The organism is Bacteroides bouchesdurhonensis, assembly GCF_900155865.1.
Taxonomy (GTDB): domain Bacteria; phylum Bacteroidota; class Bacteroidia; order Bacteroidales; family Bacteroidaceae; genus Bacteroides; species Bacteroides bouchesdurhonensis.
This window is the reverse complement of record NZ_LT707006.1, coordinates 574,750-589,010: the sequence shown is the minus strand read 5'-3', so window position 1 is coordinate 589,010 and position 14,261 is coordinate 574,750. Positions and strand designations below refer to the sequence as shown.

At 43.3% G+C, this 14,261-nt stretch carries 14 protein-coding genes and 1 tRNA gene; 7 read left to right on the top strand and 8 right to left on the bottom strand.

Annotation, left to right across the window (positions count from 1 at the left end):
* Positions 1-16: 16 nt before the first annotated feature.
* The 7 genes from CZ225_RS02270 (at position 17) to CZ225_RS02240 (ending at position 4,652) form a co-directional block, all read left to right on the top strand.
* A complete protein-coding gene (locus tag CZ225_RS02270) occupies positions 17-898 on the top strand; it encodes a BamJ family beta-barrel-assembly machinery protein (protein ID WP_077152824.1) in 882 nt (293 codons plus the stop codon).
* A 160-nt stretch (positions 899-1,058) separates the two neighbouring features.
* The gene (locus CZ225_RS02265; RefSeq protein ID WP_025076302.1) at positions 1,059-1,523 is read left to right on the top strand and encodes an Lrp/AsnC family transcriptional regulator; all 465 of its coding nucleotides are present in this window, start codon (positions 1,059-1,061) and stop codon (positions 1,521-1,523) included.
* A 4-nt stretch (positions 1,524-1,527) separates the two neighbouring features.
* The gene (locus tag CZ225_RS02260) at positions 1,528-1,839 is read left to right on the top strand and encodes a DUF4491 family protein (protein ID WP_077152823.1); all 312 of its coding nucleotides are present in this window, start codon (positions 1,528-1,530) and stop codon (positions 1,837-1,839) included.
* A 92-nt stretch (positions 1,840-1,931) separates the two neighbouring features.
* Positions 1,932-2,005: transfer RNA gene (locus CZ225_RS02255), tRNA-Ile, on the top strand.
* 345 nt (positions 2,006-2,350) lie between these two features.
* Positions 2,351-2,977 (top strand): hypothetical protein, encoded by a 627-nt coding sequence (locus CZ225_RS02250; protein WP_007747671.1) that lies wholly within the window; start codon positions 2,351-2,353, stop codon positions 2,975-2,977.
* Positions 2,978-2,979: 2 nt separating this feature from the next.
* On the top strand, positions 2,980-4,017 hold the full coding sequence (locus tag CZ225_RS02245) for an HNH endonuclease signature motif containing protein (protein ID WP_007747668.1): 1,038 nt from the start codon (positions 2,980-2,982) through the stop codon (positions 4,015-4,017).
* Between the two features lie 65 nt (positions 4,018-4,082).
* Positions 4,083-4,652 carry a hypothetical protein gene (locus tag CZ225_RS02240; protein ID WP_007747666.1) on the top strand — a complete coding sequence of 190 codons (570 nt, stop codon included), beginning with the start codon at positions 4,083-4,085 and terminating at the stop codon, positions 4,650-4,652.
* Positions 4,653-4,660: 8 nt separating this feature from the next.
* Here the strand turns inward: CZ225_RS02240 and CZ225_RS02235 are convergent, their stop codons facing one another.
* The 8 genes from CZ225_RS02235 to CZ225_RS02200 all read right to left on the bottom strand — a co-directional run bounded on the left by CZ225_RS02235 (position 4,661) and on the right by CZ225_RS02200 (position 13,904).
* On the bottom strand, positions 4,661-6,190 hold the full coding sequence (locus CZ225_RS02235; protein ID WP_007747663.1) for a DUF2968 domain-containing protein: 1,530 nt from the start codon (positions 6,188-6,190) through the stop codon (positions 4,661-4,663).
* A 269-nt stretch (positions 6,191-6,459) separates the two neighbouring features.
* Positions 6,460-7,236 (bottom strand): hypothetical protein, encoded by a 777-nt coding sequence (locus CZ225_RS02230; protein ID WP_007747659.1) that lies wholly within the window; start codon positions 7,234-7,236, stop codon positions 6,460-6,462.
* A 34-nt stretch (positions 7,237-7,270) separates the two neighbouring features.
* Complete coding sequence (locus tag CZ225_RS02225; protein ID WP_007747656.1) at positions 7,271-7,618, bottom strand: hypothetical protein; 348 nt, start codon at positions 7,616-7,618, stop codon at positions 7,271-7,273.
* 224 nt (positions 7,619-7,842) lie between these two features.
* Positions 7,843-9,036, bottom strand: coding sequence for a primase-helicase family protein (locus CZ225_RS02220; protein WP_007841857.1), 1,194 nt, complete (start codon positions 9,034-9,036; stop codon positions 7,843-7,845).
* Positions 9,037-9,052: 16 nt separating this feature from the next.
* Positions 9,053-9,358 carry a helix-turn-helix transcriptional regulator gene (locus CZ225_RS02215; RefSeq protein WP_007747650.1) on the bottom strand — a complete coding sequence of 102 codons (306 nt, stop codon included), beginning with the start codon at positions 9,356-9,358 and terminating at the stop codon, positions 9,053-9,055.
* A 141-nt stretch (positions 9,359-9,499) separates the two neighbouring features.
* Positions 9,500-10,903 (bottom strand): DUF6043 family protein, encoded by a 1,404-nt coding sequence (locus CZ225_RS02210; protein ID WP_234982980.1) that lies wholly within the window; start codon positions 10,901-10,903, stop codon positions 9,500-9,502.
* A gap of 33 nt (positions 10,904-10,936) precedes the next feature.
* Positions 10,937-12,229 carry an ATP-binding protein gene (locus tag CZ225_RS02205; protein ID WP_007747646.1) on the bottom strand — a complete coding sequence of 431 codons (1,293 nt, stop codon included), beginning with the start codon at positions 12,227-12,229 and terminating at the stop codon, positions 10,937-10,939.
* A 175-nt stretch (positions 12,230-12,404) separates the two neighbouring features.
* On the bottom strand, positions 12,405-13,904 hold the full coding sequence (locus tag CZ225_RS02200; RefSeq protein ID WP_032839064.1) for a tyrosine-type recombinase/integrase: 1,500 nt from the start codon (positions 13,902-13,904) through the stop codon (positions 12,405-12,407).
* Positions 13,905-14,261: the final 357 nt, after the last annotated feature.

Genomic DNA, 14,261 nt, shown 5'->3' with positions numbered 1-14,261 from the left:
AAAATTTCAAAGCAACATGAAAAAAGTTAGTATTTTTATGGCAATCGCTGCTGCTGCAAGTCTTGCTTCTTGTACAGCACAAGCTCCTAAAGCAAACCTGAAATCAGACATCGATTCATTGTCTTATTCAATTGGTATGGCTCAGACTCAAGGTCTGAAAGATTATCTGGTAGGACGTCTGGGTGTAGATACTGCTTATATGGCAGAATTTATCAAAGGTTTGAACGAAGGTGCTGACAAGACAAGCAAGAAAGAAATTGCTTATATGGCAGGTTTGCAGATCGGTCAACAAATCAACGGTGCTAATGGTATGATTAAGAATATCAACCAAGAATTATTTGCCGGTGACTCTCTTAAAACTATCAGCAAAGATAACTTCATGGCAGGTTTCATCGCGGGTGCTTTAGAGAAAGGTGGTTTGATGTCTATGGATGAAGCGCAGATATATACTCGTACAGCTATGGAAGCCGTTAAAGCAAAAGCTATGGAAGAAAAATATGCAGACAATAAAGCTGCAGGTGAAAAATTCCTGGCTGAAAACAAGACTAAAGATGGTGTAAAAACTACTCCTAGCGGACTTCAATACAAAGTTATCACTGAAGGTACAGGAGCAATTCCTGCTGACTCTAGCAAAGTAAAAGTAAACTATAAAGGAACTTTGATTGACGGAACTGAATTTGACAGCTCTTACAAACGTAATGCACCTGCTACTTTCCGTGCTAACCAAGTAATCAAAGGTTGGACAGAAGCTCTGACTATGATGCCTGTAGGTTCAAAATGGGAACTTTATATTCCTCAGGAACTTGCTTACGGTGCTAGAGAGTCTGGTCAGATCAAACCGTTCTCTACTTTAATATTCGAAGTTGAATTAGTGGAAATCGAACCGGACAAGAAATAAGAAAAGTCTTGGCTTAAATAAAGAAAAAAAGAGGTGCAACTCGCTTGCATCTCTTTTTTTTGCTTTTTCCTCTTTTTTTTCTCGAAAAAGAAGAAGAATTAAAATAAATCTCTATATTTGCTTACTATTTGATAACAACTGGAAAATATAATTTATTATTATGGAAAAAATAGACAACCTCGACAGACAAATCCTAGAGATCATCTCGCAGAATGCCCGTATCCCTTTCAAAGATGTAGCAGCTGAGTGTGGTGTATCACGCGCAGCCATTCATCAACGTGTACAGAGACTGATTGATCTCGGAGTTATTGTAGGCTCAGGTTATCATGTGAATCCGAAATCTCTGGGATACAGAACTTGCACCTATGTCGGTATCAAGTTGGAAAAAGGTTCCATGTATAAATCTGTAGTAGCAGAATTACAAAAAATTCCTGAGATTGTGGAATGCCACTTTACTACAGGTCCTTATACCATGCTAACTAAACTTTATGCTTGTGACAACGAACACCTGATGGACCTACTTAATAACAAAATGCAAGAAATTCCAGGCGTAGTTGCTACAGAGACATTAATCTCTCTGGAGCAAAGTATTAAAAAAGAAATTCCAATTCGCATAGAAAAATAACCCAATGGAGTTTCTGAATGAATATCATCTGGCTGGATTATTCATCGGAATCTGCACCTTTTTAATTATCGGTCTTTTTCATCCTATAGTAGTAAAGGCTGAATATCATTGGGGAACAAGATGTTGGTGGATATTCCTTATACTTGGCATTGCAGGTATCATTGCCTCACTAAGTATTGATAATGTGATTCTTTCTTCGTTATTAGGTGTATTTGCTTTTTCTTCATTCTGGACTATAAAAGAAGTCTTTGAACAAGAAGATCGAGTAAGAAAAGGTTGGTTCCCTAAGAATCCAAAACGAAAATATAAGTTCTGAGAAGAAAGGATTTACAGATTTTTATTAAAAGAACTTGCATAATTCGACAAAAAGAACTACTTTTGTCACCGCATCCAATAAAAGGATACATCGGACTTGTAGCTCAGTTGGTTAGAGCAACAGACTCATAATCTGGAGGTCCCAGGTTCAAGCCCTGGCTGGTCCACACTAAGAATCAAGCACTTACAAATATTTGTAAGTGCTTGATTCTTATATACAGTGACCTTCAGGTGACCTTTTTGAGGCGAAACTCTGTAATAATGGCCTTTTGCAATTCCATGAAATTACAGAGAGTTTTTATAGATTTTTAAATAGAAAGAGTGGCTAAATCTGGCCTTTAAATAAATCATTGCGATTATTCGTGTAAGGGATAAGATGAGACCGCAATAACTTGTCGGGGAATTATTGAGTATTCTTGAAATTAATACATTATGCACAATAACATGATACACCTATTTTTTCTTTGCGTATATTTTGTTCTGTAACTTTGTATCCATAAATATTATGCAATATGGAAAGCGAAAAATTAACCATTGGCAAACTCATCGAAAAGGAGGTGAGGAAACAGCAAATTCCAATCACAGAGTTTGCACGATTGATTTGCTGCCAAAGGAACAATGTGTATGACATATTCAAGCGCAGCAAAATTGACATCGTACAGCTTAAACAAATATCAAAGGTTTTAAGGCAGAACTTTTTCAAAGAGCTTGCCGATGACCTTGAATTGATAAATGAAGAAGAAATGAGTGGGGCTGATGTAAAAAAGCAAAAGGCAGTATCACAATTCTTTGAGGTCGTACCGAATATATTGCGAGAATTGGGAAAACCGTCTACAATTATCTTCTGTAAATTGGACGATTCTGGCTATGAAGATTGTGCTACACCAGATTTTGGATTGCCCGACTATTTCATAACTTTCACCATCGGAGACACTCTCCAAGAGCGAATCGGCAACAACCTTGCGCTTCCTATTGGAGTAGTCCACGACAGCACGAATAACTGTGAAGTCGAAGTCTGCACTAATGTCGTCTATGGGTCAGTCTGTGTAAATGTAAAGCTGGATTACAAGACACAAGACGAATGGAGAAAAGTTTTGCTGTTAGCTTTTGAAACCTATGACAGATTTGGACGGAGGTAATAATGAGAAATTTATTGGATGATTATAAGGAGGTTAAGGATTGCATCTACAAAGGTGAAACCTACTCTGTCCGTGACAATGGGGCGGTATTGCGCCATTCTCGCATAGGTAAAAGAGTGAGGAAAGAAGATGATATTTGGACATTCGGAAAAGCTAATGAACAAACTGGATATATGATTATTGGCGGCGAAAGAGTACATCGCATTGTTGCCTATGCTTTCTTAGGGGAGCCACCTACACCCCAACATGTTGTTGACCATATAGACACCAATAGACGAAACAATCGCCCTCAAAATCTAAGGTGGTTAACAAAGTTGGAAAATGTTTTGCTAAATCCTATTACAAGAAAGAGAATAGAGTTTCTATGTGGGAGTATTGAAGCATTCATAAACGACCCTTCAATCATACAGGAATTTGCCAATGACAACCCAAACTTTGCATGGATGCGGACTGTTTCCGCCGAGGAAGCAAAGGCTTCATATGAACGCTTGAAATTATGGGCGGAAACACCATCTGCCCCAACAAACACAAGCAATGGTACTATGGGCGAGTGGATTTATGCACCGACCAAACGCCACGAACACATTGAGCCATTTTCTAAATACAGTTCTGTACCCAGTAGCCAATCAGAATTCTCTGCCGTAGAATACAAGCAAGACATTCTGACTGAATCGCTATCACCGACTGCGATGCAAAAGTATTGGCGTACACCGACAGAATTTCCGCTATGCCCAATTCGTTGGGATGAAGAACCATTGGAAACATATTCCAAGATGCTTAAAAAAGGGGCTATCGTTACCAAGAATGAATATTCCACTCATTATATTGACGATTTCGCCTTGAAAGGGGACTCCCTTTTAATCAGAACCCATGCAGATGATGGCATCAAGAAATTCTCTTTGATTACTGTGTCATTTGAAGGTGATAAATATATTCACGAGGGACAAACATTCTTTGAGGAACAGGGCGCACGAAAGGCTTTTACATTAGCCCAAGGTTTAGAATGGGATGGTGAAGATGGAATTGACGATTATTGCTAAAATAATTTGCTATATGGCTAAAAATGAGTAAATTTGTAACTATAACAAATCAACCATCATAAATTATGAAAAAGATTCTAGCCTCTTTAGCCGTATTCTTAGCTGTCATTAACATCATGGCACAAGAACACCTTTCATTCAAAGGGATTCCTATTGAAGGAAGCATGACCGAGTTTTGTCAAAAACTAAAAACCAAAGGATTTACTTCTATCGGGCAGGAAAACAATATCTCTTTGTTTACAGGGGATTTTACTGGCAGTGAAGCGACTGTAGGTGTAACTGCTACAGACGATGGGAAAAATGTTTTTGCTGTAGTTGTGTTGTTTGAACCGAGCGGAGAATGGAACACTCTCGTTAACACCTATGACTACTATAAAGATTTGTATACTCGCAAATATGGTAAGCCGTCTATCTCAAAAGAAAAAAATCCAGCCCTTTCTGATTCCAATACTGCTTTAATGGCAGAAGTCCATCAAGGAACAGTTGTATATGGTAGTGCATGGGAAGTGACAGGTGGAGATATACAACTTTCAATTGAAAAATCCTCTGGGGTTTACGAAGGTATGGTGCTGATTCGCTATCGTGATTCTCAAAATGTAGAAGCCAAAATTCAAAGCGATTTGGATGATATTTAGATCCAATATCATCTTTGTAATCTTTGTTGTATACTCTCTATTTTCCAATCATACTTACCTTCTGCCACATCGCCAACCTCTTTGAGTGTATGGCGATGTTTTATTTCGTCAAACGGCTGTCGGCTCTCCGCATAATCACAGAGCCATGCGCCGACCGCATTCTGCTGTTCGGTCGTTTCCCCGTACTCCTGCATCACGCTCTTGATGTCGGCGGCTTCGGAGGGTGCAAAGATGGACTTGTGCTGTTCCGTACCGAAATGGATAATCGCATCAATGGCTCGCCGGAAAACCTCACTTGCCTTGTAGAGCATATCCGCAAACAGGCTTAGGACATGCCTGCTCGCTTTCAGCGTACTCTGCAACAGGCGGATGGTCTTGTCTTTCTCTGCCGTGGCTTGGTTTACCGCTTGGCTGATGCGCTGTCGCTCGTTGTCTTTCTGCTCCTGAAGCTGCCGTACCGCCTTGTCCCTATCAATGGCAAGTGAACGGCTCTGCACCAAAGCCCTGTCACGTTCCGTTTCGGCTTTCTGCTTTTCTGCGACCAATGCCTTTGTCCGTTCCTCCACCTTGTCCTTTACGGCTTCGGCAAAGGCTTTCTTCATGCGCTCGTTCTCGGCTTTCAGCTTGGCATTTTCCTTTTCGACCGCTGCGGATTTACCGACCCCCACAAGACTGCCGACACTGTCCAGTATGCTGTCCACTTTCGCCTTGCGCTCGTCCTTGAGTTGCTTCTCCTTTTCGGCAATCTCGCTGTCGAGGGAAAGGCTGTATTGTTCTTTCGCCTTGCTCTCGCCCTCCACAAACATAAGTTCCGCTTCGGCTTTCTCCTTGGCGGCGATGGCGGCTTGCCTTGCGGCTTTCGCCTGTTCCGCTTCCTGTTTCTGCTTGGCGATGATGAAGTCCGTGCGCTCCAGATGTTCCTTTCCCGTCACCTCCTTTGAGGTGCCCCTTTCCATTTCCAGACACTCAGCCAAAACGGTCTGCATCTCGCTCATGGCTTTCTCGTCCAGTTTGCAGGATTTGCCCGTGTCGTGGTTCATCCAGTCCCATACGATGTGGGCGTGGAGGTTGGGCTTCCATGTGGCATTGTCGCCGGGTGTTCCGTAATGTCCCTCGTCACGGTGGATGAACACTTGCAGGGCTGTGATTCCCCAACTCTGCTTACACACCTCGCAGAAGTGCCGCAGTTGCTCCATCGTGGTGTCGTCCTTGATGACGACCACGCCCTCCTTGAGCGGAGTGCTGCCACGGACTATGGTCACCTTACCAGTCTTCTTGTTCACCCTTTCCCGGTCTTTGGTCTGCATCGCCCGTCCTGTCTTTTCCTTGACCATAGCGGCTATCTGATTGTAGCGGTCGGTGAGCGTGGCTTCACCGAAATCAGGTGATACCCATGCCTCGTTTCCTGCCATGATGTCGGTACGGATGTAGAACTTCTCCTTGCGGATATTGGTGATGTATTCCGCTGTCCGCCTGTTGTGCGCTTCGCTGCTGCCGATGTTGCACGGCTTGATGTTGATGGATGTCTTCTGTGCCATAGGCTTTCTGTATTTTGAGTTTCACTTCGGGTTATTAGGGCAGAGCCTTAATCGGTGGGGGCAGGGAGAGGGTCACTTCCTGCTCCGGGTTCTTAGGGGTGGAAGCCACTAAGCGGAGTTTCCAAAGAGGGGGTCACTCTTTGGTCGGGTTGCACAGGGCTGAAAGTCCTTGCCGGGTTCTTAGGGCAGAGCCATAAGCCCCTCGGGAGAGCCCACAACTTCGGAGCGCAGCGGAGAAGTTATAGTGGGCTATATCTGGGCAAGCCCAGTCAGTCACGCCACGCCAACGGAGTACCGCTGAAATCCTGCGCTGTGCGCCCGTCATCCACCCTGTCTGTGTCGGTATCATCCGCTCCGCCAATCGTGCCGTTCTGCGCCTCTTTCGGGCTTTCTACGGGGTCATCCCCATGCTGTCCGTTGCCGTTGTCTGCGATATGAGGATTGTCGGCTTTGTCCTTCGCATCCGCTCTGTCATCCGAACTGTCAAAAACCACAGAGGAACAAAGGGAAGAAGAAAGGGCGACTGCTACGTCTGCCATGCTGTCCGCTTCCTGTCTTGGGCATTGGCAACCGTCCGGCACGGTACACGGCTTGTTTTCCGACGGCGTATCATTAGAATATGGTGTCCGCACTCCGTCTGTCTGCCCTTTGGAAACTGCCGCTGGCTTGACATAATGGGGATTGGTCAACAGGACACCATCCACATACCATCCCGTCAGGAAATGCAGGGTGTGTACGGAAGTACGGTTGTTGGTTCGGGTGGTCAGCATACCGAGCCTGTTGAAACTGTCGATGAGCTTTCCGATGGTCTTTCGGTTGCAGCCCATGTATTCCGCCAGTTCCACATCGGAAGCTGCCGCCTGTCCCACCTCCAAGGCAATCTCAACGCCCTTGATATGGAGGACGGCCTTTGTCCGCACGGCGGCGGTCATCAGCCTGTGCAGGCACTTCTGCCTGTCGATGGCGGCTTTGCCGTCCAAAAGGAAATCCCACTGCCCGGCGGAAAGGATGGTGCAGTAATGTATGGTCTGTTCGTTCTTGCACATAGTCTATGATGTTTATAGGTGTTACACCGGTCAGCTACCTGCCCATGCCATACCCGTGTTCCGGCATGTGGTATTCCCTGTCCGCTGCGATATGGTTCAGCACATCCTGCAAACGGTCAAGCTGTTCATGGTCAAGCACCCGGATGGCATTGATGGTTATCTTCTGCGTGGCAATCCTGCGGTGGGCGATGTTGTTCTCGTTCATCGTGCCGTCACCGTCCGCATGGACGGAACGGAGGTAGGCATTGACCGCTTCCGTCTGTTCCTTTGAGGGATACGGTGCTGCCCATTTGTCTTGAATGTAGTCTGTCATTTTGTCGACCGCATTTGCCAACAGCGGATTGTGCTGTGCGATAATTGGTATCAAATCTTCTTTCTTCATGTGACTGTTATTTTAGAAGTCTTGTGATTGTTTATTTCTCGTTGATTTTGTTGACTTTGTTGAGAGAGTACCGACAAAAGGGAAAATAAAAATCGCATCCAACGGTTTAGGATTCTACTTTTCTTTTTTGGCCAGCAATTCTGTTGAAAACTGTTGAGACTATTGTTGAATCATATAAGCCTTGTTCATACGTTTCTCCCTATATTTCATCAAATTCAACAAACTCAACGGTAGCCTTTCAGAATTTCTCGGGTGACGGTGTAAAAGCGACCGACTTTCTTGGGTGATAAGGAATACTTCTGTCCCGGCAACACGGATATTTGGTAAGTGGAATAAGACAACGCATTGGGCGCAGGCTCCAGTTTCCAACACTGTTGCAGGACATTCCTTGCCTGATGGCGTTCCACCCTTACCATTGAATAGTTGAACAACGCCAATAGGTCGTTGATGCAGAAATCCACCACATCCACCAGCATGCAGTCCATGATGTCGAGCAGTAGTTCAGCCATGTCAAGTTCTATGCGGCTCCGGTTGCAGCGGATGATTTTCTCCAATGCTTCCGTGCGTATGAGTGACGGCGAAAACCACATTCGACTTTCTTCTTTGGTTGTCAAGTCACGATGCAACAGATAGTGCAAAAATGCTGGGATTTCGTTTTTCAATTTCTGTAGAAACGAAGTATCATCCTTTTCCAATCTGCGAACCTTTCTCACCCAATAACGTGTTTCCTCCGGCTCAATGTAAACGGGGAAATTCTCGTTATTAGAACACAGCACGAACTTAGCGAAGAACTGCACTTCATAACGGTCTTTCCCTTTGGATTCCATTTTATAGGAATGGGCTGTGCTAAGATTCTTCAACCGTTCGCTATCCTCACGGCGGTTGAGCAGCACTTCATCCACAACTATCATCAGTTTGCCTGCCCAATCGGCATTGAACTGACTACGAAAGTCCTCATTCGTATTGAAAGTAACATTATCCTGAAACAATGCTTTCAAGAAGTTCAGGAATGTACTCTTGCCTGTATTCCGTTCTTCCGAAACCAACAGAAGTATCGGCAGCTTCTGCGTGGGCTTTAGGTATAGCAGTTGAAGATAGTCCATTCCCAACTCATACTGCTCACCAAAAATGTGTTCCACCAGCGAGCGGATATGCTTGAAATCGCCCTCCACAGGAATATGGGTTATCGGCTCGTAAAGGTTATAGAAACCTGCAACCTCTTTTTGATAGTTAATATGACTCGGCACCGTACAAAAGCCATTATACTTTGTGATGGGAGGAATGTTGTTCTTCCCATAGTCCTGCCGGATAGTGCCAAAGCTCCATTGAATCCGGCGAGTGATAGTTGTACCATCAACCAAAGGTTGCTGCACTACCTTATATATTGTAGTACCTACCCGAATATATAATTCTTCCATATTGTTCCTCTTGGGATTATACATTCAATTCACTACAGCCAGAACCCTGCACTTTCGATTTCACAAGTGAAGTAATCTCCCTTTTTGAGTAAAGGTTGCGTCCACCTAACTTGTGAACGATGATTGTACCCTCTTTCTGCATACGCCACAAAGTGGTGTAGGTGATGTGGAGCCGTTCGCATACTTGGTCGCGCGTATAGTATTCGTCACTCTCTTCTGGTGTCAAGTCAGTTTGAGACTTTTTCCCAATCAGTTCTTCTACTAATTCAGAAACAACCTGCTTGAGGTCATCCTTCTGTAACATGATAAAATTTCCTTGCATAATATGTTGTTTAAATGATTATGCCGCGAAATTATTATAGAACACAAAGAAAGCACCTCGGTAAAAATCGCGTCGATTTCTGCCGAGGTGCTTTTAACGGGATAGCGTTTCTTTTTAACTAGCCAAGCGTTTATGATAGAATTAATATACATTGGGAGAAAGCAAAGTACGCAGTCTTATCCCCATCAACTTCGCTTGTTCCCTTCCTGTTTGAATAGTTTTTTCTGATAAGCTCAAATTATAGCCATAGTCGCCATGTTCATTGATAATGGCACAATAAAGGGCTTCTGCCCAATCAAAACCCAATTTGAATCCAAGGGATGGGAATTTCTCCAAAATGGCAGTATGAAAAGTTCGGTAATTATAAGAGTCATTAAGCAAACCACCATTAGTCAACGCAGCAAAAATATAGGCAAGAACGGAGTCTGTAGCATTCGTTTCCATCCATTCGGTGAGTATTGTCTCTATCCCATTGGTAAGAAGTTCCGCATAAGGTTGTATAAGCATTTCCTCAAGCAGAACACAGACTTGCTTGCGTCCACGGCGTCCTATAGATGCCTGTAAGGTGGAACTGACCACCTCTTTTGCCGCACCATTTTTACCCATAGCTTTCCATGCCCCTTTGGTATAAGCCGCTTTGTCAAAACTGGTAAGCATTAAAGAGCGTATAAATTGCCCACCAAAACCTTTCTGCCAGACAGACGAGTTTTCTCCCATCATTGTTTTGGAGAGTAAATCTCCCATCTTCACAAAACCATCGTCAAATATCATCCAGTAGAACGCACTACACATGAAAGGATTGTTATGCAGGAGTTTTTGTTTCGTAGCCTCTTGATTAAATGTAGAAGCAAACAAGGCTGTCAGTTTCTCATGGACTTGTTGGTAATTGCTTCCAAATTGAGCTTTATTGTAGCTTTCAGTCCCAGGACAAAGACTTTCAAGTAATTCTGTAATGCCCTTAATTCCATTGAGAGACAGCATCTCTGCCAAGTAAGACATGCCTTTAAGAATGAAAGTCATGTCACCTTCGTATGCTTTGGCAAAAAGATTTGTAAATTCTTGATAGTCTCCGGGGTGTTCATAGTGCCAGCGACGCAAGCTGAGCAAATTCAAATCCTTGTTAACTGCTTCTTGAGTTTCACGTTTCTCGTCCTCCCAATAAGCATGAATGCCTTCTTTAATGTATTTTGCATCCTCTGATTGCTCAAATTTGCTTATGGCATATTCTATTTCCTTAAGCCCATTGTCCAGTTCCAAATAGCAATACAAGCAGCAGGCAGACACATTCCCATCTTCTATGGTATTGGAGAATTTGTCAATCATCTCATCGGTAGCAGCCCCTTCTTCTGTGGTCATTATCTCCAGGATTATACTTTGTAGCTTGTTTGCCTCATCATCTATCTGTTTACTGTAGTTATCGCACAACAGGTTCTTTAAGATTGATTGAATCTTACTCTTAAAGTCTGTATAGATTTCTCGATTCGCTTCAAGCCATTCCTGCATTTCCGATTGACTGGGATAGTTATCATGGTGAAGTTCCTTCATATCATCGTCCATATAAACAGTTTCGCTAAATGGTTAATCTTTGAGACATGCCAAAGGAATCACTTTAACTCCATCGGGACGAGAGTATGCCATTGTTCCACCCGTCATCACAATAAGCAAGTCCGGCTCCCGAATAGGCACCTGCTTCTCCGTTTTGTTGTGCTCCTGTATAAGCCTTTTGAGTTCGAGTAAGTGTTTAGCTCCTTCATCAATTTCGCTACTACCAAGTTTGCACTCAATGAGAGCATAACGTCCATCTTCCAAATGCAGCACTATGTCCGCTTCCAAGTCGTATCGGTCATGGTAGTAAGATACATGACTGTTCAAATCAATGGTGTACGCCTTTAGGTCACGAATACACATCTGCTCAAAGATAAATCCAAACGTCCTAAGCTGCATACTTAATGATTCGGGAGATAGTCCCAAAAGGGCAATCGGTATAGAAGGGTCACAGAAGCATCGTTTTACACTGCTTCTGATAGCGGTCTTGCTTCTTATAGCAGGACACCATGCACTTATGTTCTGGATAACAAATAGTTTTTCTAAAGCCGAAACATAATCATCAAATGTATCTACGTGACAACTTACTTCGCCAGACGAGGTTACATCATCTAAAAGAGATTTTTTCTTGACCAATGTCGAAACATTCCTGGCATAAGCCCGAAGTATCATGCTGGTCAGTTTGGCATCTCTTTTCTTTCCATCAATACCGGAAACGTCGTCAGAACAAATGGTTTGAACATAGTTCTTTGCCACAAGTAATTGAGCTTTTGGAGTACGAGCCAACAAAGAAGCCGGCCATCCACCTCGGGATGCGGCAAAGATTAGGTCTTCGACTGTCATCTTAGACATTTTACCGTCAATATCATAATCAGGATTGTTGAAAAGTTCTTTCAATGAAACTTCGCCCGTAGATTCTTGCGACTCCCACAAGCTCATAGGCAACATACGCAGCCGGGCAATACGACCAGCTCCGGAATGATGTATTTGAGATTTGTCAACAGCATTGGAACCAGTGAGTATAAATTGTCCGGGAATTTGGCGGTCATCAACAGTTGTTCGTACCGCATCCCACAACATTGGAGCATCTTGCCACTCATCAATAAGACGAGGTGTATCTCCTTTTAACAGAATGGACGGCTTAGTTTTAGCTGTGGCTAAATACTCCTCACGCATACTTGGGTCTTGCATTCTCAAGATGCTATTGGCAAGTTGAGATGCCGTAGTGGTTTTACCGCACCATTTGGGACCTTCTATCAATACTGCCCCAAATGCATCCAGTAAATCTTGCAGCAGGGCATCGGCTGTTCTTTTATAATAATTCATATAATATATTTTTCAATGGCAAAGATACACATTTCCTGCGAATTGTATTGCTAATTCGTGTTTTTTGTGGTAATTAAATCCACTTTTTTGCGGTATTTAATTCGGTATTTTTGCTGTGTTTTGTTCCGTGTTTTTGTGGTATTTCACTTGGTGCTCTTGCGGTAAACAGCTATAATTAGTCAGATAGATTAGCTATCAGTTCCATCCTCTCCTCTTCGCTTAAGCCCTTCAGCATCTCCAACAAAGCTTTCTTATCTACAACTGGGGCAGTTTCTTTAGGCTTCTCATTAAGCAAATAATAATTGTACTCCAACATCTTCGCAAGAGGATAGGCGCCTATGTAGTTGGAAGTGATGTCACTGCCACCACTATGCCCCATGCTGTCACTTATATATTTATAAGGTACGACACCTGAATTATTGAGATTGGTAGCAAAGCTATGTCTTGCCCATGTTGGTGATGGTGTTTGTTCCAATCCTATGAGTTTAGCGACTTTTGCCATGTGCTCACGTATATATCTGTTATAACGTTGGATAACCCATATCTCCTGTTCAGGGGTAATAAGTTCGCTCATTATGGGAAATACCCTTCGCCCAAGTTCTGGAGCATTACCATATCGGTTGAGTATCTCTTGTATCTCAGGTGTAACAGGAAATATTACCTCACTGGCACTCTCGTTTCGTTCCCGGGTCTTATGACGAAGAAAACGTAACTGTTTGCCATGAGTGGCATAGTATAGTTCATCATAAGTCAGACGGAGAGTATCAGCAAGATTTTGCCCATCGCCTAAATACATAAAGAGGAATAATCCAAGGTCGCGAAATATAGCATGCTTTTCTCGCCCAAGAAACAACTCGTTCCCATCCTTGTCTTTTGCCTCACCTGCTTTCCAGAAGTCATAAAGTTTACGCATGGTAGCCACATCAAGAAACTCATGCTTGCGGCTTTGGGATTTATTGTAACCTGTGTCCTTGAACATTTCCTTGGTATCACCTTTCATCAAACCATTTGAGATACACATATTGATGATTGTTCTGAAACTACGAAGTGCGATGGCAATGGTCGTGGTACTCAGTCCATTTTTCCTCATAATCTTCACCCACTTCAAGACGAACTCCCTGTTAATGTCAGCAAATGATACATCCGTCCCCAAGTCTTTCACAAAGCGGTTACGAACATCTTTGCTACAACGGGCTGAACCAGCCTTGCCCTCATTGGTCTTAGATTGAATGTATGAATCCCACACTGTAATAATGGTGCTGTCATCATCTTTTTTACCCTGAAATCTGTCTTGCAGCTTGCGAAGAGAGAAGTTGTTTTCTGCGATAAGTTGATTGGCGATAAGTTCCACCCTGTCCATTAGATTTTTCATGTCGTTTCTCTCTGTCAGTTGAACACGACGGCCACTTTTCTCGTATTCGCACAAGGTCAACCATTCTTCCATAGTGTATGTTTTGCCCAAACGAAGAAAGACCTTCTGTCCAGCATGGCACACACGCACAGCCACAGGAAGCGGTTGCGAGTAATCTCCTGCTTTTCGTATGTCAAGAGTCAACGACCCATATACGTTGCCATTTGCAGCCGTGAATTTGGCGAGGCACTTTTCTCCCCTTGAAGTGGTTTTGGCTTCCATTTTTGCCGTTTTAGTGACCTTATTCGTTTCTTTCTTCTCCATAATATGTTTATTTACAAGTGATATTCCGCTTTCTTTGGTGACCTTCAGGTGACCTTTTCGCACGGAAACTACTGCAAACATACGTATTTTCCTGCAAACCACAAAATGCATTAAGTACTGACAATCAGTATATTTATATAATATGTAATTCCATGAAATACCATACAAAAAGACTCATAATCTGGAGGTCCCTGGTTCAAGCCCAGGCTGGTCCACAAAGAAAAAGGCTGATTCCTAAGAGAATACAGCCTTTTTCTTTATGGAGACCTCCGATTAAAGGTCTGTTGCTTTAGTGGTTTTATCCACAAATTGATGCAGTTGTTTCACTATTGTTTCACCAGTTAAACAACATGTAGT

What these genes read in the sequence shown, in the direction of transcription:
- CZ225_RS02270 (WP_077152824.1), top strand. Translation starts at nt 17, where the DNA reads ATGAAAAAAGTTAGTATTTTTATGGCAATCGCTGCTGCTGCAAGTCTT.
- CZ225_RS02265 (WP_025076302.1), top strand. Translation starts at nt 1,059, where the DNA reads ATGGAAAAAATAGACAACCTCGACAGACAAATCCTAGAGATCATCTCG.
- CZ225_RS02260 (WP_077152823.1), top strand. Translation starts at nt 1,528, where the DNA reads ATGGAGTTTCTGAATGAATATCATCTGGCTGGATTATTCATCGGAATC.
- CZ225_RS02250 (WP_007747671.1), top strand. Translation starts at nt 2,351, where the DNA reads ATGGAAAGCGAAAAATTAACCATTGGCAAACTCATCGAAAAGGAGGTG.
- CZ225_RS02245 (WP_007747668.1), top strand. Translation starts at nt 2,980, where the DNA reads ATGAGAAATTTATTGGATGATTATAAGGAGGTTAAGGATTGCATCTAC.
- CZ225_RS02240 (WP_007747666.1), top strand. Translation starts at nt 4,083, where the DNA reads ATGAAAAAGATTCTAGCCTCTTTAGCCGTATTCTTAGCTGTCATTAAC.
- CZ225_RS02235 (WP_007747663.1), bottom strand. Translation starts at nt 6,190, where the DNA reads ATGGCACAGAAGACATCCATCAACATCAAGCCGTGCAACATCGGCAGC.
- CZ225_RS02230 (WP_007747659.1), bottom strand. Translation starts at nt 7,236, where the DNA reads ATGTGCAAGAACGAACAGACCATACATTACTGCACCATCCTTTCCGCC.
- CZ225_RS02225 (WP_007747656.1), bottom strand. Translation starts at nt 7,618, where the DNA reads ATGAAGAAAGAAGATTTGATACCAATTATCGCACAGCACAATCCGCTG.
- CZ225_RS02220 (WP_007841857.1), bottom strand. Translation starts at nt 9,036, where the DNA reads ATGGAAGAATTATATATTCGGGTAGGTACTACAATATATAAGGTAGTG.
- CZ225_RS02215 (WP_007747650.1), bottom strand. Translation starts at nt 9,358, where the DNA reads ATGCAAGGAAATTTTATCATGTTACAGAAGGATGACCTCAAGCAGGTT.
- CZ225_RS02210 (WP_234982980.1), bottom strand. Translation starts at nt 10,903, where the DNA reads ATGAAGGAACTTCACCATGATAACTATCCCAGTCAATCGGAAATGCAG.
- CZ225_RS02205 (WP_007747646.1), bottom strand. Translation starts at nt 12,229, where the DNA reads ATGAATTATTATAAAAGAACAGCCGATGCCCTGCTGCAAGATTTACTG.
- CZ225_RS02200 (WP_032839064.1), bottom strand. Translation starts at nt 13,904, where the DNA reads ATGGAGAAGAAAGAAACGAATAAGGTCACTAAAACGGCAAAAATGGAA.